The organism is Paenibacillus sp. J5C2022, from assembly GCF_025567625.1.
GTDB lineage: Bacteria > Bacillota > Bacilli > Paenibacillales > Paenibacillaceae > Pristimantibacillus.
This window is the reverse complement of sequence record NZ_JAOQJC010000034.1, coordinates 17,934-42,654: the sequence shown is the minus strand read 5'-3', so window position 1 is coordinate 42,654 and position 24,721 is coordinate 17,934. Positions and strand designations below refer to the sequence as shown.

The window sequence follows — 24,721 nt, the reverse complement described above, 5'->3', positions numbered from 1 at the left end:
CCGCAGTCCTCACCTGTGCAAGCTCATGGCAGCCTAAGCCCTTCATAGCCGACTACCGCCCCATATTGTCGCTCGCCGGAAGCTACGCCTAGCCAATTCCCATCCGGAGAACAGGCGATAGACGAAATATAATGAATGCTCGCCCATTCCGTATCCATGCCTGACAGTTCGGCATTGTCCTTCACGACGCGCGGCCTGCCCAGATCGACAAAGCCTCGCTCTATAGAAAAATAGAAGACGTGACCCGCATCCCGCTCACCGCCGTATATGCCGAACACTTCATCGCCGCCGCGGGCTATGAAGCCCCTCAGCTCGCCGCTGGAGTAGAGCCTGCCATACCGGGTTGCCCGCTTCAAGTCCGAAGCCAGCGTGAACAGCATGCCGTCCAGCGTCCCGGCCACAATCGTGCCGTCGTTCAGCTGTGCGGCTCCCGTCAGCGTTGCCTTGAACGCCCTCCCCCGAATGGAAGGGGTGCGAAGGGACAGGCGCTGCATCGATTTCGTCCTTCTGTCGTAGACCAGCAGCTCGTCGTCCCGCCCCGACAGCAGCAAGCTTCCGCCCCGCAGCGGCAAGACGAACGCTTCAGAAACAGGCAGACGCAACTGCTCATCCAACAGGCTGGCAATGCTTGAGGCCAGATCGACGGCATAGAGCCGTCCTTCATCGTCGGCGGCCAGCAGTTCACTCGCCCCACTGGCGCACACCAATCGCGTCAACACCGTGTCTCCTGTACTAGAGAACACAAGCCTGCAGCTTCCTGAAGCGAGGTCGATCAGCAGCAGTTCACCGCTCGCCGATAGCGCAGCCGTCCCGCCGTCCGGCAAGCTCAAGCAAGACAGCGGCCCGCTCCCGTCATGCAGGAGCCGAATGCTTGCCGGCTGACCTGCGCCCAGCGGCGCCGTTGTCAGATAGATGCCGTCCCCGCCGCCGATCGTATAGAGCTGCTGTCCGTCTGCAGCAATATGGCATACAGCGGAATCCTTCCAATCCATATGCATATGCAGCGGCAGCGTTACGACGCGCAATGCATCAATATGCATATAGGCCGCCTGACCGACGCCGTTGTAGTCCGGCTCCGTATAGGGGTTAAGCCGACATGGCACGGCATCTTCAGCCGGCGGCTCCAGCCGCTTCACATCGACTGCCAGTATATAAGGGGAATGCTCGCCGCATACGTCTACCATATGGAGCACGCCCCTATCGTCGAAGATCATCTCGCACAAATATTGCGAGTCTTTCCCCCCCGGGCTGACCAGCCCCAGATTCTCCGGCTTGCCGCCGTTCAGGATATCCCATCTCACCAACCGTATCGGACAATACTCGTCATACGTCTTCAAGCCGTAGTAGATGATAAAGTTCTCGTCGGCAGCAAGGCCGCCGATGCCGTATGGATTGACCGGCACTTGCTCCGGCAGATGGATATGGCCGTGTCTGATCGCTTCCAGCGTGTCCGTATTCAGCTCAATGATCTCGCCGTCCATGTTGTCGACCATCAGCAGCGTATTCCTTGGCGTATGCAGTGCGAAAATAAATTGCCGTCTGTGCTTCGTGCCATGCGGCGATTGGAAGCTGACCTTCACATCCTGGATCGTGTCCGATGCGGGATCATATTGCCAGATTTCTCCGGTGTAGGAGCTGCCGTACATCCGCCCCCGTGAATCCTTCACTAGCCTGCAAGAGGAGAATTCCGACACTTTGCCGTAATCCTTCACCTCGTTCGTCTCCAGATCAATCCGGTAGAAGTGTCCCTTCATATAACCGAGAAAATAATAATAGCGCGGGTCGTCCCCCAGCATCCCGCCATACATGCTCTCGCGGGGAACGGGAATACCCTTCACCTGGACGTCATTGCTGTCGGGATCGACGATCATAAGAATGGACCCCGGATAGCCCTCCCACGGATGCTCGTAATGCTGCTCGAACATCCACTGACGATGACCCGGCGCAGGCGCCGTATTATGCGTCGCCATAATAAGACGGCCATCCGGCAGAAAATCGATGCTCGTATGAATTTTGCTGGGCGGCATCGCTTCCTTGTCAATGATCCACACATCCGCCACATCGAACATTCGCCTTAGCTCGCCCGAATCCGGCAAATATTCGTAGAGAATGGCGGTCAGCGGCTTCTCGTTCTCGCCGCACACACTGACGAAGAACCTCCCCTCCGGCGATCGAACGAAATCCCACACCGCATTATGTCCCGCATCGTTCGGCAGCTGCGTGAACCGCACATGCTCCTCTGGCAAAGCCGCGTACAACTGATTCGTCAACTTTCTCCCTCCAGCCTACTCCCGTCCTCGGAGTATTGAATGTGAAGCTGCGGCGTCTTCAGCTTCCTTCCCTGCAGCAAGGCATCCATCCCGAAGCAGATAACCCCGGTCGTCAATAAAGTGCGCTCCATGGGGAACGGTGGTCTGCCCGTCATGATGAAATCTTCAATAAGTCCGGTAAACCGCTCGAAATGGGAAAAAGGCCGTTCCAAATCGCTGTCGCACAGCGCTGCGGCCACTTCCCCATCGCCATACCGTATCGCAAATCCCCACAGCTCGGAAAATCGTCTGAACCGAATAATATACCCCTTTGTCCCGTCTCGATACGTGATCACAAAGAGGGCGGGATCGGGCTCCGACTCTCTGAGACGCCGATAGGCGTGTCCGCCTGCTTCAATGGGATGCACCTGCTCCTGCTCCTGCACAGTCCCAACGTCTGGATACTGCTGCACTTGTTCCCGCTCATTATCGGAATGCCGACGCTCCTGCCCAAGCTCTTCACCTGGATACTGCCGCCTTTTTCCGCGCCCATCATCGGAATGCCGACGCTCCTGCCCAAGCTCTTCACCTGAAAACTGCCGCCTTTTTCCGCGCCCGCCATCGAGGTGACGGCATTCCTGCGCACTCCCTTGATCAGGGTAGACGCTTATCGCTCGAAGAAGCAGCTCCGCTGGCCACTCCCCGCGATCCATCGCCTGCCACACCTCTCCTCTCTCTCCCCCGATCAGTTCCACCGAAGCGACTCCCGTCTCTCCTCCAGCCCTTTGTTCGGCGAGCGATTGCAGCACCTCCATCGCATGAAAGCCGTATCCTTCCAGATCGCCGTTGCTGACGACAAGGAACTCCTTCGCAGAGCGCAGTTGACCGCGATGAACGGGAGGCAGCTTGTCGACATGCGGGATGGAGGAGCCGCCCATGAACGGGATGCCCCTTCGCTTCAGCTCATCGTACATCCACTGCGCATCGTCATAATCGTATGCCAAGTGCTTATCACAAAATATCGGCACCTTCAAGCCAAGTTCATCCAGCGCCAGAAGACATTCCTCCAGAAAGCGGCGCCTCGGATACATGGTCTGTCCTTTCCCGTTGTGCGGATACGAGCCATGCTCTCCGATAATGACGATGCCGTCGATACCGCCTCCGTTGTGAGCGGTTACAATCGTATCCGCTATCGAAGGACAGAGGGGAACGGCAAAGCGAGCTGCCGTCTCCTTGCCCGTGTCATTGTCCGGCACTTGATCGGTGTAGAGAGCGGCAACCTTCACGCGAGGCGCATAGCCCATCTCACCGAGCATTCTGCCCACAATCACTTCCGCATGAGAATTGTAACGGTACTCCGTCACGATAGCGGCAACTCGCTTGCGCATATCAAGTCCTCCCCGTTGGCAATCGTCACTATGTCGCTTCCTACGATTCATCATCCATCATTTCAATTCCATACCAAAATTGTATAACCAATGCATGGAAGCCGTCAATAACTTTTTCACTCATTTGAAATGATTTTATAATTATGTTAGTTGTCATTATCTTCATTGCCATCTAGCGTGATAAACACTGAGAGTTATTGCCTAAAATCATAGTTAAAATTACATATTGTCTGTTCGTATTCGGACAGATGAAAATTATGCAGTGCCGTCTTCCCCGCCAATGGCAGGCAAGAGATTCCAATATGCCCGCAGGCTATCGCATAACTGTCCAAGAGCCGGGCAATCTATAGGAAAGGAATCTCAACCTTTACAACTATTTGATGGATGCATGAGGTGATGCAAGTGGATATGCAGGAGGATCTGATTACTCACTTGGCCGAGCTGAGGAGACGGCTGCTCGTGATCGCAGCAGCCTTCGTTACCGCGATGTGCGGAGGCTTGTACCTCTCCCCCCGTATACTGAGGTATATTCAATCGGGACCGACGGCCGAAGCTGTGAAGTGGAACGTATTCTCGTTCACAGACGGATTGTTCATTTACATGCGATGCGCATTCTTGTTCGCCTTGCTGTTCACGCTTCCCGTGCTGATCTACCATCTGTGGGCGTTCGCCAGGCCTGGTCTGACGGAGAAGGAAGCCAAGGGCACGCTTGCCTATGTGCCGATCTCGTTCCTGCTGTTCCTTGCGGGCGTAGCATTCAGCTACTTCGTCGTCTTTCCGATGATGCTCACGTTCATGATGGAGATGAACCGGACAGTAGGCGCCGTCGAGACATACGGTATCGACAAATATTTCAGCTTTCTGTTCAGTGTCATGTTCCCGCTCGGTCTTGCCTTCGAGATGCCGTTGATCATCCTCTTCCTGACTCGGCTGGGACTGCTGACGCCGGAGAAGCTGAAGGGGACGCGCAAGTACGCCTACTTCGGACTGACGATAGCGGGGGCGTGTATCTCACCGCCGGACTTCGTCTCCCATCTGTCCGTTACGGTGCCTCTCGTCATTCTGTTCGAAGCGAGCATCCTGCTCTCAAGGCGCTTCACAAGGCGCACCGCCGCCATTAGCGGCACAACCTGACTATACAACAAGGAGGAGATGATCGTATGTTCAACAATATCGGTGTATCAGGGTTAATCGTTATATTGCTTATTGCGCTAATCGTCTTCGGACCGGCCAAGCTGCCTATGCTGGGAAGGGCTTTCGGCGACACGCTTCGCGAGTTCCGCGCCTCCACCCGCGGCATCGTGGAGGAAGAATCCGATGGCAAGACAGCGATCGAGCAGAAGGAAGAAGTGCACAAGCTGTTGTAACCGCTATGCGCCGTTGCTCCCGCAGATAGATTCACAACGGTGAGCGACATGAAGAACAAGCCTCCGGCACGATGCCGGAGGCTTGTTCTTTGCCCGGTCTTTCAGGTGTCTTCTTCACGCCTTCCTATTGCCCGTCCTGCCCTGCCATACTAGACGAGCATTCCGCCCTTCTCCCTATACTTCAGGATGCCTTCCGCCGCGCGGTAAGCCAACGCGCCGACCGTGTCCGTCGGGTTATATCCGCCATTTTGCGGGAACGAGCTGGCTCCGACGACGAACACATTATCCGCATCCCACATCTGACTGTAGTTGTTGACGGCGGAACTGGACGGATCGGCCCCCATAATGACGCCGCCGGTATTGTGGGTGGACTGATAGGACATAATCTCGTAAGGCCCCAGCTCCTTCAAGAAATCCACCTTTCCGGCTCCCATCTCCTTGACGATCTCCGAACAACGCTCCGAGAGAAACTTCGCCAACTGACGGTCCTGCTCCTCGAAGTCGAAGGTTATCCGCATTAGCGGATCGCCGTAAGCGTCCTTGAACGTAGGGTCCAGATCGAGGAAATGATGCTTGTAGGCCATTGATGCGCCTTGCGTCCCGACAGCCAGCGTCCGATTGGCGTAGTGAATCGACTGCGCCTTGAATTCCTTCCCCCAGCCCGCCGTTCCCGAAGGCACCCTGTTGCTCTGGATCGGCCTTGCCCCCGTCTGCGACAGCGAGACGACCCCGCCGTGTATAAAGTTAAGCGAGGAATGGTCGAAGTTGTCGCCGTTGTAATCGTCAATCGATGCGCCGAGCGAGCCCGCCCCCGCATACGTATTGAATTGCTTGTCGTCAAAGAAGCCGACCGCAGCTCCTTTAATAACTTGATAGGCATAGTTTTTACCGACGACCCCCGATCCCGATGCGGGATCGTAAGGCTTGCCCAGCCGCGACATGAGAAGCAGCCGCACGTTGTTGAAGACATAGCTCGTGACGACGACGATGTCTGCAGGCTGCACGATCTCTTCCCCCGTCGTCACATCGACATACATGACTCCCGTCGCCTTGCCGCCCTTGTGAAGAATGCGACGCACGTCGGAATGGGTGCGGATCTGGAATTTCCCCGTCCCGTTCGCTACAGGAATGACAGTGACAACCGGATCGGCCTTGGCCCCGTATTCGCAGCCGAACCGCTCGCAATAGCCGCAATACTGACAGCCCGCCCGCGCTATGCCGTCGGGATTCGTGTAAGCATCGGACAGATTGGCGGACGGCATCATGTAAGGGTTCAGCTTCATCCGCTTCGTCGCGTCCATGAACAGCTTGATTCCTTCCGTTTGCTTCATCGGAGGCATCGGGTAAGGGCCAGCTCGCTTGCCTCCGAGTGGATTCTCCTCCCCGGATATGCCAGCCATTTTTTCGAACTTGTCGTAATAGGTCTCCAGCTCATCGTACGTAATTCCCCAATCCTGAATGGTCATCTCCGGGGGAATTTTGTTTTTTCCGTATTTTTCGATCGTTTTGCTTTTTATCTCGAAGTCGTAGGGAAGGAAGCGGTAAGTCTGACCGTTCCAGTGCACGCCCGCCCCGCCGAGCCCGTCGCCGATCAGGAAGGAGCCGTATTGCCGCATAGGCAGTGCCCGTACCCCTTCATTGCTGCGGAAGGTAATCGTCTCTTTGGACAGATCCTGCATCATTTCATATCGGAGCGCATACCTCAGCTCGTCATGCACCATGAAGTAATCTTCCGTCTTCCTTTCCTTGCCGCGCTCCAGGCCGACGACGTTTAATCCTTTTTTGGTCAGCTCGGAAGCGATGATTCCGCCAGCCCAGCCTACTCCGACGATGACGACATCCGTTTTGGGTAATGTTTTGGCCATAATTTCCTCCTGCCGGCTAATGGGTAGCCATATGATCCTGCAAGCTGCTCGGCTCGATTTTCGTGAAGCCTTTCTCTATCGTACTTAAGTAGCTCATCTGGTTGCCGGGATACCCACGCATCCTCCAGCCGTCCATATTGCGGTTGCCGCCGTAGAGCGGATCGCTGTACACGCCCTCCAGCGTGCTGCTGCGCAGCATATTGAAGAAGTTGCTCTCCGATATGGTGGAGAGATTGACTTCATTGGTTTCGAATGCTTTCAGAATTTCATCCTGTTCTTCGCCTGACAAGTCGGCGAACTTCTTCTCATGCTTCGACAAGCTGTAGTTCTCGAGTTCTCTTAGCCCGATATCGAATATTTCCCGGCGTTTCAGCCGTCCCTGATAGCCCTGCACCTTCTCCCCCTTGAAAAAAGGCGGGCTCATATAATCGCGGCCGTTGAAGCCCCATTCCCCTGCCAGCTGATGGTCGATGAAAAACGCAACGCCCAGCGTCTTCGCTCCCGGACCGTTCTCATCCTCCGGGAAAATGCGTTCCGTCGCGCTCTCCACGATGCGGAACTGGTCCTGCGTGAAGTACATTAACGCCTGATTATAGTTTTGGGCAGTCGGCTGCTTCGGCTTCTCCCCTTCTGCCGGGGCAGGCTCCGCCTCTTTGTTGCAGCCGACCAGCGCCGCCAATGTGCCGCTGACCATTAACCCGCCCAGCGCATACCCCGTGTTGACCAGAAATTTGCGCCTGCCGCTGTTCAGGCCCCCTGTTTCCGGGACACCTGCCTCTGGGACACCCGCTTGCTCCCGCTCAACGCTGCGCTTTGCGGACGGATCGGCTTCCTCTTGCTTTCCTTGCTCCATATGCTGTACCAACGTCCAACACCTCCTTCAATCTTTAAGCAGACTTGTCTCGATTATTATTTTCCAAGCGATCATGAATATTCATTTCATGGAAAAGCCTATCCTAAGACAAGCCTGCAGATGATGAAGGGGGATATAGTGACTATGCGAGCATTGAAAAAAGGATGGATCATATGGGCGGCGATCGGATTGCTGATTGTGCCCGGATGTACAAACAAGACGGCGAATCGCACCGATATGGAGGCTAAGGCGATTCACCGCCAGCATAAGGAGATGCTTCACGACCCGTCCGTCATTCCGAGCGAGAACGGGCTCAAAGTGCATACCACGAATAAAGACGGCAAAACGACGAACGGAATGGGCACGACAGTATACAGCGTTATTGGAAGCTCCGGACTCCATGCGAAGGGCTTCTCCGCGCATCTGGAATCGCGGCTGAGCGGCGAAGGCATTCCGGACGTCCGCGTATTCGTATTCGACGATACGGTGGTCCTCGCAGCGGAGAAGAGGCAAGCATCCGCCTCCCGATACGATGACGTCCAGAAGAAGCTGCTGAACGGGGAAGAAGGATTGTCGGGCAGCGGCTACCAGCCGATGGGATCGCCCGAAGGCATTTCGGGGACGGACAGCTCCAGCCATGACAATCTTACTTTGGCTGCGAAGCATATTCAGCGTTTCATCGGGGGCGAAGTGAAGATTCTGACAGCGGAAGGCGCCAAGGCGGTGGAGCTGATCGAGCGCATTCGCAGCGAAGCCACTTCCGAGCCTATGTCGCCGGCGGCAATCGCCGATGATATGCGAGCGCTGCTGGAGATCGCGAAGCCTTGATTGGCGAAGCCCTGATTAACGAAGGCTTGAATGGCGTAGGCTTGAATGGCGTAGGCTTGAATGGCGTAGGCTTGAATGGCGTAGGCTTGAATGGCGTAGGCTTGAATGGCGTAGAGGCCAGTGCTTGAATCGCACTGGCCTCTTCCAGGGTTGGAACAGGTGCGGCGGCTTAGCGCCGGGAGCGGCTATTGCTTCAAGTAGAGTCTCATTAATGGATGCACACCACAGCCAGCACAGTCCTTTCTCCTCACCTTCCCACTCGATATCCCCATGGAGCGACACATGGCGGGGGTGTTTTGCGACTATGTGACCATTTTGAGCGATAGCGCTCAATTTCCCGCTCGTTTCCGGAGCTATGTGTGCAATTTGAGCGATAGACCGCTATTTCCTCCGGCACGAAGTGGTTTAGTTGCTGCTATGTGACCATTTTGAGCGATAGCGCTCAATTTCCCGCTCATCTCCGGAGCTATGTGTGCAATTTGAGCGATAGATCGCTACTTCCTCTGGCACGAAGTGGTTTAGTTGCTGCTATGTGACCATTTTGAGCGATAGCACTCAATTTCCCGCTCGTTTCCGGAGCTATGTGTGCAATTTGAGCGATAGACCGCTATTTCCTCCGGCACGAAGTGGTTTAGTTGCTGCTATGTGACCATTTTGAGCGATAGCGCTCAATTTCCCGCTCGTTTCCGGCGCTATGTGTGCAATTTGAGCGATAGATCGCTACTTCCTCTGGCACGAGCCGGTTTGGTTCGATAGGTCAGCCACTCGCTCGGGCACAATAGATAGATACTGCTTAATAACGGATATTATCATCAAGATAACGGCTCATCCACAGGCATACTTCCCATAGATCGGCTACCGGCTGGTTCGTATACGGCAGCGTATGAAGATAGCCGGGAGGACCGAATTCCGGCGTAATCGTGATGAGCTCGCTGCCTTCGGCCTTGCGAAGGTCGACGATCTTCTGCCACCATTCGGCATGCGTCTCCAGCTCAAGCGCATATTCCGGAGCGCCGGGATGCGGCACCTGCGGACCTTGGGCATAGCCGACGCGAGCATGGATATGAATGACTCGTTCGAACGCACGGCGGAGATTATCCTCCTGATTCCCCAGCAGCGACTCGCACACGCAGCACCAGTGGCTGAAGTCAGCCGTCAGCTTCAACTCGGGCAACTCGTCGAGCAGACTGGCGGTTCCCCAAGGTGTGAACATGGCCCGGCCCCGATGCGTCTCGTGACCGACGGCTATGCCGGCTTGGCGTTCCACTTCAAGCGCTCTGGCGAAGAAGGCTACCTGCTCTTTATACGGCATGCAGTCCTGCGCACTATGCGAATTGATCAGAAGCGGGTTAAAGCCAATTGCCCGCTCCACCTGCTGCTCGAAGGAAGCCGCATGATCTTCTCCTCCTGTGAATACCATGGCAATATAGTCAAGTCCGTAGCGGCTCAGCAGCTCGCGGAACCGACTTTCCTCTTCCAGGGAAGGCAGCGGAGCTTCGATGCCGGCATACCCGGCTTCGGAGATTCGTTGCAGTTGTTCCTCCAGCGTTCCTTCCATTCCCCAAAGCGCTTTAATCATTTTTCTTTCCATGACATTTCCTCCTTGACGGGAGCTATACTCCCCATTCTTTGCGTGCATCGGCTACGGATTTCGAAGGCTTCTGGCCCCAGGCGTAGTGCCCCTTCGGCTTACGGCCGATCCATCTGTCGTCCACCGGCTCGGAAGCGAGCTGGTAGCGGGTATCCGCGCTGATCCGGTAGCGATTGGTGTTATTGTTAAGCGATGTGTGCATCATGTACATACCGAAGATTATAGCATCTCCCGCCCGGAATTCCGTAGTTGCCCATTGACCGCCGAACGTATCGACAATTTCGATGGGATCTTCGGAGAACCAGCCCGTCGCCACATTGTCGCGATCCACGTCCATCTCGCCGTAGGTTTGCCTAATGCGGTCAAAATGCTGCGAGCCCAGGCACATCGCCAGCGTTCCCATCTCCAGCGAAGTGTCTCCGAACGGCGTCCACATCGTGTACACCCGCTTCGTTCCTCTTCCCATATAGACGACATCGTAGTGCGCGCCTGTATTGCCCCCGTGAGGAATTGCACGAGGCCACTTGTAGTCGTAGGTCATGGCTTCTCCTCCCAGCAAGCGGTCAAAGAACCCCATGACGGAAGGATGATTGACCGTCTCCAGGAATTGAGGGAAGTCGGCTTGCAGGCTTTCCGCCGCGCCTCCCCACATCGCGCCTTTATTCTCCTTGGCGATTACCCCTTCTTCCATAGGATAATCCGGGTTCAGCCTGCCCATCGACTGCAGCTTCCGAAGAAACTCAGTTCTGGCCGACATAATCCGTTCCCGATCGTGGAAGCCGCGGATCAGCAGATATCCGTCTTCCTCCAGACGCCCCCTGAGCGCCTCCATATCATTAATGATATCGTTGCTGTCCTTTAATTCCGTCAGATACTTGCCGCCCATCTCCAATTCGCGTTGCCCGATCGTTACTTTCATACCGATTCCCCTCTCCTGCTCGCTGTGTAGCGATGCCTTATGCTTGGTTCCCTATCAGCATAGCAGGATGGCCGGAAGCAAGTCGTTAGTTATATCCATACATTATTTACGCAAAACCTGACGCTCTTACCGGCAATTGCTCTTACTTACTTGTTCTCCAAACCAGTATTCCTGCGTTCAAGCTCGTGCATGATGTCAAAGCGGCTTGTGGCGTATGGAGTTCCTCTCCCCAAGCAACATAGTACCGGAATTCATAAAACCCTCCCAATGTCGCCTTGAAGTTCGTCTCCCAATAATTGTTCATTGGCCATGCATAAAGGTGAGCTGGATCATGAGCCAACCCCGGATGTCCGCTCAGAAGGCGATCTTCGTAGTCTAATGAACCGATTTGAATTAACGGTGTGTCAGGCATTGCAATCGCAACCCCTTGTGCTTCATTGACATACGCTACGCCCTCATCCACGCAGTAAAAATCGGCAAGGGAGCCTGGGAGTTGATCGATTCGCGGACGTACTGCCGCACCTGTTTTCTCAATCCATAGCTCATGCTGCCGTGAAGCTGAAGCACTTCCGAAAGGAAGAGAAATGTACAGATTCTCGGGGTCCCATACACTTTCCTTATGCATGCGTACTGCAACATCAACGCGGGCACGGTCACTATATACAGTAACGAGTAACGAATAATGACTGCAGCCGTCTACTCTATAAGTTAACCGAACAGTACCGTAGAGCGCTCCCTTCTCCACAATATCAACGTTCATAAGTGTGCCTACAGAAGTAATCGCGTCGGGTCCTCTGCGATTTCGTCCCATCTTGCGGCGTACATCGTACATGCCAAATTCATCAGGTGCCCGCGTCACATTGTAGACAGGCGTAAATGCATGATGATTGCGGTCTGCTCGAAGCAGATCCTGGTTCGTGGATTTGTCAATCCATCTCGTAATGCCGGAGCCTATCTCCCATTCCAGCCGAACAAAAGGAGATTCTATAAACTTCGGCGTAATGTGAAGCTTGGGTGTAACTGGCGGAATAATATCCATCATACGATCCGATCCTACATAATCTGTTCGGAACGCCGTTACAGTTTTGCGGTTCGGCAGGGGCTTGATTGTCAACTGCACTCGTTGCTTAGGCTGTAGAGTTACCGGGATGGTAACGACAACGCCGCGGTGCCCTGTAACCATTTGGGCCTCGTAGTTGCTGCCTGTCGCCTCATCGACAACTTCAAAGCCGTTCTTTAATTCCGATATATGCCAGCCTTCCATAATGAGCTTGGCATAATCCGATTGTGTAAATGCATTGGGATTGTATAGCTCGAATTTCATAGGACGATCTGGACCCAGCAGCGCATCGCCGCGCGCCTCAAGAATGTCATATAAAGCGGTATGAGCTAGTGAGCTTGCATTGGCCGCATAAGCTTCTTTCCTGCAGCCAAGCTCCTGAACGAATGGATTCCAAGGTTCTGTAACAGAAGAATGATATCCCCAGGTATGCTCAGCGAATAGCGCGAGCTCGTATTCAATCGCTGCGAGACGTTCTTTGGAGACAATCTCACATGCGGGATCTGCTTGCTTCACCTTCTTATAGACACGTTGTGCTTCACGGAAGATCTGTACATGCATCGGCGTCGACGCCGAGCCATCCGTCCACCAATCTGGCCAATCCCCACCATAGGTCTCGATTTCTGCAGGATGCTCTGCTGCATAAGCTCTTACGTCCGTAAAGAAATCGTCCAATGTCGCCGGTTGAATATAGATGCGGTCGCCATGCTTCTCATTCCATGGATTCACAAAATCCATTAATGAAGCATTGGGCGAGCCGTTGTCGGTTGGGAGTCCCGATACCATCACCGGTACAAAGGGGAACGTAAAGCCATCAGCAGCCAATTGCTCCAAATAACGCTCAATTCGCGCCTCAGCCACTTCAAAGGATACTCCGTTGCGTACCTCATGCTCGTCTCGAATCGTATAAGATCCGCCAAGGCCAGGGATCAATCCCAGGTCATTGCCGAACATGTAATGCTCACCGCTCCAAGTGAGGATGCGTTCTCCATTAGGAGTCTCCCACCAGAATGGAACTTGCTTCTTCCACAACGGGAACATGGAGTGATGGGTATGAATGCACGTCATTACATTCTCGACGCCAGCATCCGCCAGCACTTGACTGTATCCCCATCCGAAGCCTGTAATGTCTGCCGTCATCGCAGAACGTACAGGGAATCCAATGGATTGTCCATAATCGGTAATCCGCTTAATCATAACCGAGATCATCTCTTGATTCAATTGCTCGCCGAAGTTGAGGTACGTGCCGGAGAGACCGATATACCCTTTATTCACAGCTTGAGCGAATGCTTCTCTTTCTTCGGCTGTAGCTTTCGATAGGAACGACTCAACAGGCCAATACGTTTCACATACCCACTTGTAGCCCTTCCAGTCAGGTCTAGCGCCGCTCTCGATATTCCGCACAATTTGCAGAGCCTGCCGGATATAATTGACATGATATTGGCGGATTTTTTCTTGTCGTTCGGTATAGCCCACATCGGTATGGGAGTGTTGAATCACATAAATTTTCCAAGGTTTGTTTCGATGCATCGTCAAGCTCCTTTCAAGGTTACAATAAATCATCCTATTGAGCATGCGAAACCATTACAAATGCGATTTTTTTATTAATGAATACCGCTATCAGTGTAAAGCAATTCATTGCAAATAACTTTTCGATTTGTATCCAATAGAAACAGAAACATTATAAATATAAAAATCGCCCCATCCATTTCAAGTAATGGATGGGGCGGTGTGCATTATCAAACAAGTTGTCAATCAAGCTTCGAACAAGCGCGCATTGGATGCAGGACATACGTCACACGCACATTTCCCAACTATCCGCTATCGGCTGATGATCAATCATGGTACAGTCTTTGACGCGCTCTCCATTCCGTCGGCGGACAGCCCTCCATCTTCTTGAACCAAAGAGAGAAGGAATGCAGCTTGGTGAACCCGATCATATCGGCAATCGCTTGCATGCTCTTCTCGGAAGAGCTGAGCAGCCACTTCGCTTCCGCAAGTCTGCACATCTGCTGGTATTGCTTGGGAGTAACGCCGTACACTTTGTAGAATTGCTTGCGGAACCCCTCCTCAGACAGTCCCGCCTCTTCGGCGAGCGCAGAGATCGGGATTGATTGCTGCAGATGTTCCCGGATGTAGTCGCCGGTATGCGCAATGGACAAGGCCTGCTGGTCGGAATGGCTATGCTCGTTCAGGAAGAGCAGCATCACTTCGATCCAGGCCATATAATTCCGCTCGGGCTCCTTCAACGGGGAGGAATGGATGCGAAGCCATTGACGGAACAACCTCTCATAATGATCCTGATCCAGTCTGGACAGCGTAATCATACGCGGCCCTCCGTCAACGATGAGCCTGTCGAACAATTCCCGTATGCGGGGAGACAGCCCGTCAATAAGCAATACACCGAAGCGAACGGCCGATACCGCATGGAAGGAATGGGGGTAATGGGGAGGAATGAGAACAATCTGGCCGGCCTCCACCACTCGCTCCTGCTCTTCCCCGCGGAATCGGCAGCGTCCTTCCAGAACGATCGTGATCTCCAAATGTGGATGGGAGTAGATATCTTCATCCTCCCAATTCCTGTCATGGGCTCCTATGAAGCTATTGATACCGAGCAAGACGCCATTTCCCTCCTTTCGCCAAGATGATGAGCTGCTGCCACTTGCGCAAGCATATGTTGCAATACACTATACAATGGTTTGCGGCTTGTAGCAACCGGGACCGAGAGTGGCTCGTGTCGTGTAAAAAACAAATCAACCTTACAGGTGACAAGCTCCTCCGTTCGTTCTCTAAAAGTTCCATTTGATGCGCTTAGGGTTGCCATCGAGCTTATTGCGTCACATATCCCGCTTTTATTGCTGTAACGGACACCATGAGGCTTATTTCTCACAGTGACAACCGATATCGCACTTTCCGGGCTCCATAAGCTCCAGGGCAACCGTAAGCCTGCAATGTCTCCCATTCCGAGCCAAATAAGCTCTGTGGCAACCGATAAGTCCGTTCCTGCATCAAGCGACAATTCGGTCCTTATTTGTTCCGCAACAGCGCCTCAACCGAACACAGTCGCTTATCCGCAGTTCGGAATAGAGCACAATCTCCTGAATATAGAGAAAAACCCTGATAGAACATTGCGATTCTACCAGGGTTAACTATAATACTTTTCAATTGAAACTTACATGATTCCGGCCTGCTGAGCTATACCGTCCTAGCGGCTCGCAGATGCCTGTGTCAGCAAATTGAACAAGAGCTGAACCATCTGCGCTCTTGTAGCCGATGCCGCTGGGTGCAAGCGGTCGCCGCTCCCGTTCACAATGCCAGCTTCCACCATGTAGGACATGGCTTCGGTTGCCCATTCGGAGATCTGACCGGAGTCGGAGAAATCCTGCAGCGCATTGCCTGCTTCTTGAACCGGAACCGGCAGCTTGCCCGTCTGCTTCAAGATAGCATACAGCAGCGTAGTCTGTTCCTCGCGGCTAATCTCCTTGTCCGGCGAGAAGCGATTGTCTCCTACACCTTGCGAGATGTTCAGGCGCTTCGCCGCGGCAAGGTAATTCGTGTAATACGCTTCGCCCGCATCGGCGAAGTTCTGCTGTGGCTGCTCGTCTGGCGCAATGCCGTACGCCTTCATCGCCAACACGATGAACTGCGCTCTCGTCAGCTTGTCTTCCGGACTGAACAGGCCATTGCCCGTACCGTTCGTGATAGCCCGAGCCGCCGCATAGCTCACCGCGTCGCTGTACCAGGCGTCAGGCGATACATCACCGAACGTGACCTTGTTATAGCTGACCGCGAAGCGACCCGACCCGACCGCGCGGAACACGACCGATCCCGTCTCCGGATCGTATGCGGATGTCATGACCGGCACCAATTGACCATCTTCGTTCATGCGGCTGATCAGTACCGCGTAGGCATCTTCGCCATCCTTCAGGCTATACGGCACGGCGATGAACAGCGGCACATCAAGCGCTTGATCGGCTCCATCTCCGCTCGTCAATGCCCATTGGATAACCGGGCGGCCTCCAATCCTTTGCGCCGCTTCCTCTGCTAGATCCGAAGCATCTGCCGCGTTCAGCAAGAGCTTCAGCTCCTTATCCGCTCTCTCTTGCGCTTCCGCCAGAGCGTCGCTTCCCAGCGTGACAGATGCCTGATTCGTGGATACGGTCAACTTGTCTACTCCATGTTCAATCAGCAATGCGATCAAGGATGGTGCAAGAAGCGTCTCGAGAGATGCAGGGGCGCTATCCGATTGTACGCGAATTGTGACAGCGGACGTCCATCCCTTCCCTTGCTGCGATGCCAGACGGACCGCTTCTTCCACCGCTTTCTTCACCAGCTCCAGGCTGATATCAATCGTTGCATGGCCGCTGTCGTTCGCTACCGCAACTGCCTGCACAATCCCAGTGACGATGTCCTGATCATGATTCGTCTCCGTCTCGACGTCCGGAATTTCCGGCGTTGCCGTTGGAGGCGTTGTTGAGATCGGCGGTATGATCGGCGGTATTGGAGTCGGCGTCGGTGTTGGCGTTGGTGTTGGCGTCGGTGTTGGTGTTGGCGTCGGCGTTGGCGTCGGCTCGCCGCCTGTATCGGCCGCAACCGTTACGTTCGCGACTGCCGTCTTGCCGCCGTCCTCCGTCGTTACCGTAATCGCGGCCGTTCCTTCGCCAACGGCTGTCACCAGACCGTTCGCGTCCACTGTCGCCACTTCCTCATCGCTGCTCATCCAGACCACTTGCCGATTGGTTGCGTTCTCCGGCAATACCGTCGCTGTCATCTGTCGCGTCTCGTCTACGTTCAATGCAAGCGTGTCTTGCGACAGACTGACCTCGGTTACCGCAACAACGGTCGTAAATTCATGAGCGCCGATGTCCGGTCCTTCCCCGTCATACAAGGCGTTGCCATAAATATCATGCTCTCCAGCATCGGCGATGACGGTACCCGCATCGATTGCCGGAGAGTCTTCGCCAAGCTTGAAGTTCGCAATATTGGCGTCCCAGACGCTTGGCGTCCATACATCCATCACAGCGCTTGCCGTATCCGGACTTGCCAGCTGCGGATCTTCCGTAACAAGGCTGGCATAAGCGTTCGGGCTGCCGGGCAAGCTCGCGATGCTTGCCGGGTAGAACAAGTTATGCGATACATTCGGCGCATCGTACGGCTCATTCACCGGCGAGTACTTTTCAATTGTACCGTCTACTTGCACAATGTTATTTTTGAAGAACATATTTTTCATATTGTCCTCATTAATGAGATAACGGACCGTCGTGCCTTCTCCTACATAGATCGTGTTGTTGTATATCGCTGTGCGATCGTTCATGCAGAAGAAAATTTCCGTGCCGCGGCCGTCGTTTTTGCTAATGTTGTAACGGAACACATTGCCCGAACCGGCGCTGGTCATCGTCAGCAAGAAGCCGCCCCTGTTGTTATGACTGTAGTTGTACTGATATACATTGTCGTTCGCCCCGATGTCGAAGTCGAATGCTTCCCCGTCGTTATAGCCTTGAACGCCGTCATAAACCTCGTTGTATTGAATAACGGCTCCGTTCGCCTGATACAGCCACAATCCCGCATAATTGCGCTTGCCGCTCTGGCTGTGCCTTCTGACGATATTTTTCTCCACGATGCCGCCGGAGCCTACTTCCGCGACGACGATGCCGTCTCCGTATATATCCTCGATCAGATTGTTGCGGAATACGACCCCTTCATTTTTGATGGCTCCGGTGTCGCCGCCGTTCAAGTACGTCTTGGTGCGCAGCCCTTCAATGGACACGTTCTTGATATGGGAGTCCTCTACCAGAATATCGTTGAAGCCGGAAGGAATGTTCGTCACATTGCCCTTCTCGTCCATCGTATCGCCCCTGAAAATGATGCCGCCCGATATTTTCTGAGCATCCTCATGCGCATTAACGTCATGCACATATACATTGCGAATATGAATATGATTGACGTAGCCGCTGCCGCCCGCCACGACCATGATGCCCGCCCGGCTTGCGTTCGGCGTATCCTCGCCCTGATTCGTAATCTCCAGATTATTCAATTCCCAATAGGACAAATTGTACAAATGCACTGCGCCTTCCGAAATCGTATTGCCGGTATCCAGATTGGAGATGCCGTTGCCGTTCATAATCGGCTTGCTCTCACCGTCACCGTAAGCGTCAACGATAATCGGCGCCTCCGTCGTTCCCGAGCCGTTCGGCCGGAATTGACCGTTCCAGATGCTGCCCCGCTTGAACAGAATTGTGCTGCCCGGCTGGAACGCCATCGCATTCACCTTGTCAAGCGACCGCCAAGGCGCCTCTGCGCTCAGCCCGTCGTTGGAGTCGTCTCCCGACATGCTGTCTACGTAATACACCGCTGCCGGAGCGGCGTACAGCCTTGTAACCGTATAGGTCAGCGACGTCTCGTTATACTCCTGATCCGTCGCGACTACCCGGATGACGTTCGTTCCCGCCTGCAGCGGGATATCGTACAGATTGCCGCCTCTGGACGCCACCTCGGTCCCGTTGACGCTCACCTCGACGTCAACCGCAATCGCATCGTTTACACTCTTCGCTTGAATCGACACATCGTTCAGGCTGTCCGCCGTATAGACGGCGTTCTGCTCGATTCCCGCCACTTCAAGCGACGGCGCCGGCAGTCCTTCCACGAGCACCAGCCGCGCTTTGTTCTCGGGATACTTCTCTTTGCTAGCGATATGTATCCCTTTCTGATCATGGCCGTTCTCGATCTGCAGGACGAAGTTCAAGCGTCCAAGTGGCGCGCCCGCAGTCAGCTTCTCATTGATATAATCCGTGATGTCCAGGTTCACATAGCGTCCGGCTTCGGATCGGTCGTAAGCGGCATCTGCCACCTTCTCTCCGTTATCCGGCGCCGATCCCCAGGTTAGCGTCGTCTCGTCGAAGTCGGCTACTTCGTAAATATTGACAATTTCGCTCGTCCGGTCCGTTCCCATCAGCTCGTAAGCATACAGTTGTATGCCGGCTTCTTTCACATAAGGAAGCGTGTTGCCCGACAAGTCGTAGGACACATATACTTTTCTGGTCGTGCTGGCGCTGGCCGGATTTTTCAGCTGCAGCCCGCCCTTGTCGGTGGAGCCGTTATAATTGGTCGAAGGGCTTCGCACATCAGTGTATGTATCCGCTATAACGGGATACATATGCGATTTCGAGTAATCGATGCGGAATACCATCGCTTCCGATTGATTGCCGGAAGCGTCTTCCGCGCTAATCGCGATAATGTTTTGCCCCGCTTGCAAGGTAATCGTATTGAGGCCGTTGACCGCCCCGACGCTTTGTCCGTTCACAGTCAGATGGATGATCGGATTAGCGTCTTCATTGTCATTCGCCTGAATCTGGAAGTCTAGCTCCTCTTCGAATACTTGCTGCCCGTCGGACATGCCGGTTACTTGCAAGGTCGGCGGCAGCGTATCGCTGTATTCGTTTTCATAGATGCTCAAGTACGGCGTATAGATTCCGCCTTCCTGATGCTGCGAGTAGAAGCGAAGTCCGCCCTGATCGTATTCCTCCTTCGGATACAGCGCGAGCGCAAGCCTGTCGCCGTCCTGCAGACCGACCTTCAACGCTGTCACGTCGATCTCCACCCAAGATCCCGCATCCGTCTCCGTGAAGGTCTGCTCCCCTACGACGACAGCGGTATCCATCAGCCCGACGGTATTGTTCCACGTCCAGTTCTCTTCGCTGACTGCCGGCTTGTCCGTCTTGAACACCTGTACCGTATCGGTCTTGCCGTTGCCGGTATGCTGATACAGGAACATGGTCAGCTTCATGCTCGCCACACCGCTCCAGTCGACGCCGGAAGGCATCTGGAACTCCATATGGCCGCGTCTGCTGTAGCTCATGTCGCCGGCCCACTTCGCCTCGATCATCTCGCGCGGAATTGTACTCGAGCCTGTTGCAGCCGGCTTATCCGCATGCGAACCGCCGCGCACCGTAGTGCCGAACAGCGCATTGGCCTTGATCGGAGAGTCCGTCGCCGCCAGCAAGGCAGCGGCAAGCGGCTGCTCTTCAACTGCCCCAGACACTTCCGCAGCCTGTTCCTCGGATTGTTCCGATGGTTGCCCATCTGTCTGATCCACTGGCTGCCCATCTGTCTGCTCCGCTGTCTGCTCTTCGGTTAGCTCATCACTCTGATCCTCCGTCTGTACATCCGTCTGTTCCTCCGTTGCCCCCGGCGACTGCTCCTCAACCGCTTCCGAAGGCTCTTCAGAAGCCGGAGCTTCCTGCCCTTCAATGATTGCGGCAATGGAACCCTCCTCCGCTGCGGAGACAGACATGCCGTACATCCCCAATCCTTGAAGCACGATGAGCGCAGCCAGTAATGCCGCAAGCATCGGTCTTAATCGTCTCATATCGCACATTCCCCTTCCCGAATATTATGGCATCTGCAAGCTGTCATACAGGGACTGATCGTGAATCACCACTTCTGCACTGCTGCCGGCGTCCTCCAGCGCGCTTCGGAAGCCTTGTTCCTTCAGCTCATCTTCAATCAACGCTCTAACCTCGTCATATTCAGCCACAGCCCCGTCCCTGCGCTCCAGGCAGACCAGCCTGTAGCTCTCATTGCCGTATGCTATAGCTCCGCTCGTCTGATCGGCTCCGAGCGCATAGGCATGCTCCTTCAGCAGCTCCTCCAGCCCGGAAGAATTCTCGTCCTTGCCCTCTTCGCTGCCGTATTGCTTCAACTCGATGCCCAGTATATTTCCGCCGATGTAGCGGCGTTGAAGCTCGCCGATCTCCGTACCGGCCCGCATCTCCCCAATAATCGCAGCGAAGAGCTCCTCCAAGCCGCCGGCATCCGGCTCGGCCAGACGGAAGACCAGCGCGCCCACTTCGTCCGGAGCCTTGAACCTTTCCATTCTATTGGCTTCATAGTAGCGGACAAGCTCTTCTTCCTTCACGGAGCCCGCCTCCGCATTGAACTTGACCATCGTATCCAGCACCAGCTTGCTGTGATAGACCATATACTTCTGGAACCGATTCAACGAATCGGCTCCGTACAAGCTCTGCTCCTTCTCCATCGCTCGTACGATATCCCCGAATTCGGAGCTTTCCAGTACGCCGTAAGTCACGGCCAGCTGCTGCTCCGCCTTCAGTTGCACAAGCTTCTTCAAGGCGTTGGCCTTGGCATGCTCCAGCGGCACCTCTCCTCCGAATTCGGAGAGCCAGAATGTCTTGCCGAACTCTGCGCCGTATGTCTTATAGAAATAGTCCGCGGTGGCCGCCTTCTCATCCTGGAAAAACATCATGAACTCTTCTTCCGGGATGACTGCGCCGCCTATCGATAATAGTCCGGGCTGACGATCTTCCCCGCCCACGCCGGTAAGAAGTCCGATGCAAGCCATTGCCAGGATAAGCGCACCAAGGATAGGCCATCCCAGCCTTGCAAGACGGCTGCCGCCTGCTCCTCCCCCTCTCTTCTTCATCGCTCCCAATCACCCCTGACTTTCTCGCTGATGTCACCTTTTTGAAAACGCTTCCTGAAGCGTTAACTCATCTTAACATGGCAAAATATCGCCAACAATTCACTATTTTGACCGGTTCGAAACGATTTCAACTACCAGTAGCCCTTCAAGCCGCGCTGCATCCGGACGAGGGCTTCCATATAATAGTAGTCGCCCCATATCATATAATCGTCCGGCGCGCGGTCGCCCAGCACATGGTAGGAACCGTGCTTCAGCAGCCCTTCCGCCTCGGCCGCGTCCATTGTCGAATACCGTTCAACCAGGCTTTCCATACTGTTCTGAAGCGCGCTCTCGAACAGCGGACGATCGGGATCGTCGGCTCCGGTCAGTTCCAGCAGTTCCAGCAAGCCGCAAGACGCAATCGCCGATGCCGAGCTGTCTCTCGGCGTGCCGTTCTCGATCGGAACGTCGAAATCCCAATAGGCGACATGGTCCTCCGGCAGATGCTCGATAAAGTAACGGGCAAGCCTCTTCGAAGTGTCCAGGAAAGGGGCGTGCTTCGTATAGCGGTAAGCGAGCGCGAAGCCGTAGATGCCCCAGGACTGCCCGCGCGTCCAGGTAGAGCCGTCCTCATAGCCTTGATGGGTGCCGCCGCGAAGGGCGTGCCCGGTCGCAGTATCGAAGTAGAAGGTGTGATAGGACGAACCGTCGCCGCGTACCAGGAACTTCTGGCTCTTCAAGGCGTGACGGAAGGCTACGTCGTAATAGCGGCTGTCTCCTGTCTGTTCGTATGCCCAGAACAATAAGGGCAGATTGAGCAGACAATCGATGATCATTCTGCCGCCGTTGTCGGCATCGTCCTCTTTGCCCCATGCCTGAATAATGCCGATCGCCGGCCGCCATCTCGCCAACAGCCGATCCGCCGCCTGCAACGCGACCTCGCGCGCTTCCGTGCTGCCGGTCACCTGCCACTGTGCCACCGAGGACAAGGAATAGAGAAATCCGATATCATGGTGGTCAAGCGCCACATGGCGATCCAGCCGATCCTTGAAGTTCGTCAAGTAATTCTGCGCCGCTTCCTTATAGAAGATCTCTCCGCTATATTCATAGGCAAGCCACATCAATCCGATATAGAAGCCTTCGATCCAATCGTCGTTGTCTCCCCATTCATAGCGCTGTCCATCTGCAATATGCGGCAGCTTGCCCGGGAATTTCACAATATTGTTCTTCACCTTCAGCATCGCGTCTTCAATAGCCGCGTCCCATCTTCCCTTCATCATCAGCCCTGCTTTCTCTCTTGTTATAGTTGTTGCTCTATACGGGCATAGAGATGCCCCGTCTCCTTGTCGAGTACCGCAATGCTTCCGTCCACGTCACGCTCCACGCTAGGCGGGCTGATCCATGCGCGCCTTCCGCTCTCGCCGATCGTTCCCCCGAATACGGCGGAGATCAGCCAATGTTCGCCCGGCTCCAGCCGTACCGTCAATGTCGGAAGCAGTGTACGCGAATGCAGGACATTCGTATTGGCTTCCGGTTCGATGACGAGCGCCTCCCGATAGCCGGATATTGAGCGAATGCCGGACATATGGAGGGAGGTCCGGACAATCGCGCTTCCTTCCTCCGCGACAGTCGCGTCGTCCTTGCAAGGAAGATAGCCCTCCGGCTGCCGTATGGCGAATCCGCCCTCTGCCGCGTCCAGCGGACGCTCGTTCCGCAAGCGATGTATCCGGACATGCCACATGCCGGAGGGAACGATCCAGCTGCGAACTTCCACATCGCGCCACGGCAACCACCGCGAATACACGAAGTCGGCGCGGATGTCGAACGCTTCGCATTCGCGCCGGGTACGGTAATAGCCGTCGCATTCGCTGAGCGCCAGCATGGAATCGTGGGCGCCTTGCACTAGCCCCCAGCCGCCCTTCGGCACGCTGAATCCGAACAGCGTGGAATAAGCGAACTTCGCGTACTTAGCCGCGCTGTGAGACATATCGAAGTTCGCCATCTGTCCCGAGCCGTAGACGACGACATGCTTGTCTCCTTCCGGCCGGCATACCGTCATTCGGGCATGCGGCATCGCCGCAGCCGCCTTCAGCGATGGAAGCGGCTCTTCCTCGGCTTCCCAGAACGGATGCCCGTCAGGCAACGCCAGAATAAGAAAGGCCTTGTAAGCCCAGTAAGGCGAGCCGGGAGCGTTGTAGCTCTCAGCCATGTTCAGATTGGGATAAGCGTAGCCGATAGAGAGCAGACTGTCGTGGCCGAAGATGGGCTGGTCGTGCCACCAGCGCAGATGGCGCAGCACGATGCCTTTCATGACTCCGATCGGGAAGGGATGCACCTCTGCATACAGCAGCGCGCTCCAGAATGCGCCTTGCGCGAACCGGTAAGTGAGGCTGCGTCCGAATGGAATCGCGCTGCCGTCCTCCGCGAACCAGTGGATGAAGTCGGCCGCGAATGCCGCCGCCCGCTCCTTGTAAGTCCTGGAGCGCAGCGGGTCGTCTTCCTCCATCAGCTTCGCATAGATCAGCGTATAATAATGCATGGCGAACGGTATGTAATAATCGCGCTGATCCGTCTTGCCGTCCGAATACCAGCCGTCGCCCAAGTAATAGGAATCGATGATCGACAGATATTCGTCCATGATCTTCTGATTATGCGGCCAGCCCACTTTCTTGAAGCCGATATTGACCAGCACGGTGAACATCAGCCAGTTGTTGGGATTCGACCGGTCGACGAGATTGATCTGGTTCAGCCAATTGTACAGGTGCCGCTTCTGTCCCTCCGTCAACGGTTCCCATAGCCGATCCGGCGCCAGAGCAAGCGCAAGCCCCAATACCGACTGCTCCACCATCCGCTGATCCTTCGTGCCGAACTCGCCCCAATACTCGGGATGCTCGGGGTCGGTGCCGTTCACCACACCCTGTACATATCTCTCCCATATGTCCGAAGCTCCACCTCCGGCCGCATGGGGAACAAGCCCCCACAGCGGACGGGCGAACGCTTCCATCAGCGCGATGCTTTCGTTGTGAATCGCTCCCGTCGCGCCAAGCGCCAGACCCGCACAACCGGGCGTGAATCTGTCCTTCAGCGGCTCGAACGCATTCGTGACCGCCTGCTGCAAATCCGCTTTGGTGCGAAGCCCGCCCCAAGCTCTCGTATGTCTCCCTGTCATTGCTTCGCTCTCCT

At 54.9% G+C, this 24,721-nt stretch carries 16 protein-coding genes; 3 read left to right on the top strand and 13 right to left on the bottom strand.

Annotation, left to right across the window (positions count from 1 at the left end; translation table 11 throughout):
• Positions 1–23: 23 nt before the first annotated feature.
• Positions 24–2,270 (bottom strand): hypothetical protein, encoded by a 2,247-nt coding sequence (locus M6D81_RS22945; RefSeq protein WP_262679441.1) that lies wholly within the window; start codon positions 2,268–2,270, stop codon positions 24–26.
• Positions 2,267–3,637 (bottom strand): hypothetical protein, encoded by a 1,371-nt coding sequence (locus M6D81_RS22940; protein ID WP_262679440.1) that lies wholly within the window; start codon positions 3,635–3,637, stop codon positions 2,267–2,269. Before M6D81_RS22940 ends, M6D81_RS22945 begins: the two co-directional genes overlap by 4 nt.
• 396 nt (positions 3,638–4,033) lie before the next feature.
• Here M6D81_RS22940 and tatC point away from each other — a divergent pair, with 396 nt between their 5' ends.
• Positions 4,034–4,771 carry a twin-arginine translocase subunit TatC gene (gene tatC / locus M6D81_RS22935; protein ID WP_262679473.1) on the top strand — a complete coding sequence of 246 codons (738 nt, stop codon included), beginning with the start codon at positions 4,034–4,036 and terminating at the stop codon, positions 4,769–4,771.
• Between the two features lie 26 nt (positions 4,772–4,797).
• Positions 4,798–5,004, top strand: a complete 207-nt coding sequence (locus M6D81_RS22930; RefSeq protein WP_262679439.1) for a twin-arginine translocase TatA/TatE family subunit — start codon at positions 4,798–4,800, stop codon at positions 5,002–5,004.
• Between the two features lie 149 nt (positions 5,005–5,153).
• On the opposite strand, the gene M6D81_RS22925 is transcribed toward M6D81_RS22930, so the two are convergent.
• Both M6D81_RS22925 and M6D81_RS22920 read right to left on the bottom strand, forming a co-directional pair.
• On the bottom strand, positions 5,154–6,869 hold the full coding sequence (locus M6D81_RS22925) for a GMC family oxidoreductase (RefSeq protein WP_262679437.1): 1,716 nt from the start codon (positions 6,867–6,869) through the stop codon (positions 5,154–5,156).
• Positions 6,870–6,885: 16 nt separating this feature from the next.
• Positions 6,886–7,734 carry a gluconate 2-dehydrogenase subunit 3 family protein gene (locus M6D81_RS22920; protein WP_262679436.1) on the bottom strand — a complete coding sequence of 283 codons (849 nt, stop codon included), beginning with the start codon at positions 7,732–7,734 and terminating at the stop codon, positions 6,886–6,888.
• A 132-nt stretch (positions 7,735–7,866) separates the two neighbouring features.
• On the opposite strand from M6D81_RS22920, the gene M6D81_RS22915 reads away from it, so the two are divergent.
• A complete protein-coding gene (locus M6D81_RS22915; RefSeq protein WP_262679435.1) occupies positions 7,867–8,550 on the top strand; it encodes a hypothetical protein in 684 nt (227 codons plus the stop codon).
• A 15-nt stretch (positions 8,551–8,565) separates the two neighbouring features.
• Here M6D81_RS22915 and M6D81_RS31895 read toward each other — a convergent pair whose 3' ends face one another.
• The 9 genes from M6D81_RS31895 to M6D81_RS22870 form a co-directional block, all read right to left on the bottom strand.
• On the bottom strand, positions 8,566–8,685 hold the full coding sequence (locus tag M6D81_RS31895; RefSeq protein WP_410795782.1) for a pentapeptide repeat-containing protein: 120 nt from the start codon (positions 8,683–8,685) through the stop codon (positions 8,566–8,568).
• 658 nt (positions 8,686–9,343) lie between these two features.
• Positions 9,344–10,141, bottom strand: coding sequence for a sugar phosphate isomerase/epimerase family protein (locus M6D81_RS22905; RefSeq protein WP_262679433.1), 798 nt, complete (start codon positions 10,139–10,141; stop codon positions 9,344–9,346).
• Positions 10,142–10,163: 22 nt separating this feature from the next.
• Entirely contained in the window at positions 10,164–11,060 is an 897-nt protein-coding gene (locus tag M6D81_RS22900) for a phytanoyl-CoA dioxygenase family protein (protein ID WP_262679432.1), read from the bottom strand.
• A 142-nt stretch (positions 11,061–11,202) separates the two neighbouring features.
• Entirely contained in the window at positions 11,203–13,650 is a 2,448-nt protein-coding gene (locus tag M6D81_RS22895; RefSeq protein WP_262679431.1) for a glycoside hydrolase family 38 N-terminal domain-containing protein, read from the bottom strand.
• 305 nt (positions 13,651–13,955) lie between these two features.
• Complete coding sequence (locus tag M6D81_RS22890) at positions 13,956–14,738, bottom strand: helix-turn-helix domain-containing protein (protein ID WP_262679430.1); 783 nt, start codon at positions 14,736–14,738, stop codon at positions 13,956–13,958.
• A 587-nt stretch (positions 14,739–15,325) separates the two neighbouring features.
• A complete protein-coding gene (locus M6D81_RS22885) occupies positions 15,326–20,485 on the bottom strand; it encodes an S-layer homology domain-containing protein (protein ID WP_262679429.1) in 5,160 nt (1,719 codons plus the stop codon).
• A 24-nt stretch (positions 20,486–20,509) separates the two neighbouring features.
• Positions 20,510–21,559 carry a peptidylprolyl isomerase gene (locus M6D81_RS22880; RefSeq protein ID WP_262679428.1) on the bottom strand — a complete coding sequence of 350 codons (1,050 nt, stop codon included), beginning with the start codon at positions 21,557–21,559 and terminating at the stop codon, positions 20,510–20,512.
• A 131-nt stretch (positions 21,560–21,690) separates the two neighbouring features.
• Positions 21,691–22,815 carry a glycoside hydrolase family 88 protein gene (locus M6D81_RS22875; protein ID WP_410795781.1) on the bottom strand — a complete coding sequence of 375 codons (1,125 nt, stop codon included), beginning with the start codon at positions 22,813–22,815 and terminating at the stop codon, positions 21,691–21,693.
• A 23-nt stretch (positions 22,816–22,838) separates the two neighbouring features.
• Positions 22,839–24,707: a DUF2264 domain-containing protein gene (locus M6D81_RS22870; RefSeq protein ID WP_262679426.1), complete on the bottom strand. Its 1,869-nt coding sequence runs from the start codon at positions 24,705–24,707 to the stop codon at positions 22,839–22,841.
• Between the last annotated feature and the right edge of the window lie 14 nt (positions 24,708–24,721).

Bases quoted from the DNA above. Each gene is read 5' to 3' on its own strand.
- M6D81_RS22940 (WP_262679440.1), bottom strand. From the start codon at position 3,637: ATGCGCAAGCGAGTTGCCGCTATCGTGACGGAGTACCGTTACAATTCT.
- tatC (WP_262679473.1), top strand. From the start codon at position 4,034: ATGCAAGTGGATATGCAGGAGGATCTGATTACTCACTTGGCCGAGCTG.
- M6D81_RS22930 (WP_262679439.1), top strand. From the start codon at position 4,798: ATGTTCAACAATATCGGTGTATCAGGGTTAATCGTTATATTGCTTATT.
- M6D81_RS22925 (WP_262679437.1), bottom strand. From the start codon at position 6,869: ATGGCCAAAACATTACCCAAAACGGATGTCGTCATCGTCGGAGTAGGC.
- M6D81_RS22915 (WP_262679435.1), top strand. From the start codon at position 7,867: ATGCGAGCATTGAAAAAAGGATGGATCATATGGGCGGCGATCGGATTG.
- M6D81_RS22905 (WP_262679433.1), bottom strand. From the start codon at position 10,141: ATGGAAAGAAAAATGATTAAAGCGCTTTGGGGAATGGAAGGAACGCTG.
- M6D81_RS22900 (WP_262679432.1), bottom strand. From the start codon at position 11,060: ATGAAAGTAACGATCGGGCAACGCGAATTGGAGATGGGCGGCAAGTAT.
- M6D81_RS22895 (WP_262679431.1), bottom strand. From the start codon at position 13,650: ATGCATCGAAACAAACCTTGGAAAATTTATGTGATTCAACACTCCCAT.
- M6D81_RS22885 (WP_262679429.1), bottom strand. From the start codon at position 20,485: ATGAGACGATTAAGACCGATGCTTGCGGCATTACTGGCTGCGCTCATC.
- M6D81_RS22880 (WP_262679428.1), bottom strand. From the start codon at position 21,559: ATGAAGAAGAGAGGGGGAGGAGCAGGCGGCAGCCGTCTTGCAAGGCTG.
- M6D81_RS22875 (WP_410795781.1), bottom strand. From the start codon at position 22,815: ATGAAGGGAAGATGGGACGCGGCTATTGAAGACGCGATGCTGAAGGTG.
- M6D81_RS22870 (WP_262679426.1), bottom strand. From the start codon at position 24,707: ATGACAGGGAGACATACGAGAGCTTGGGGCGGGCTTCGCACCAAAGCG.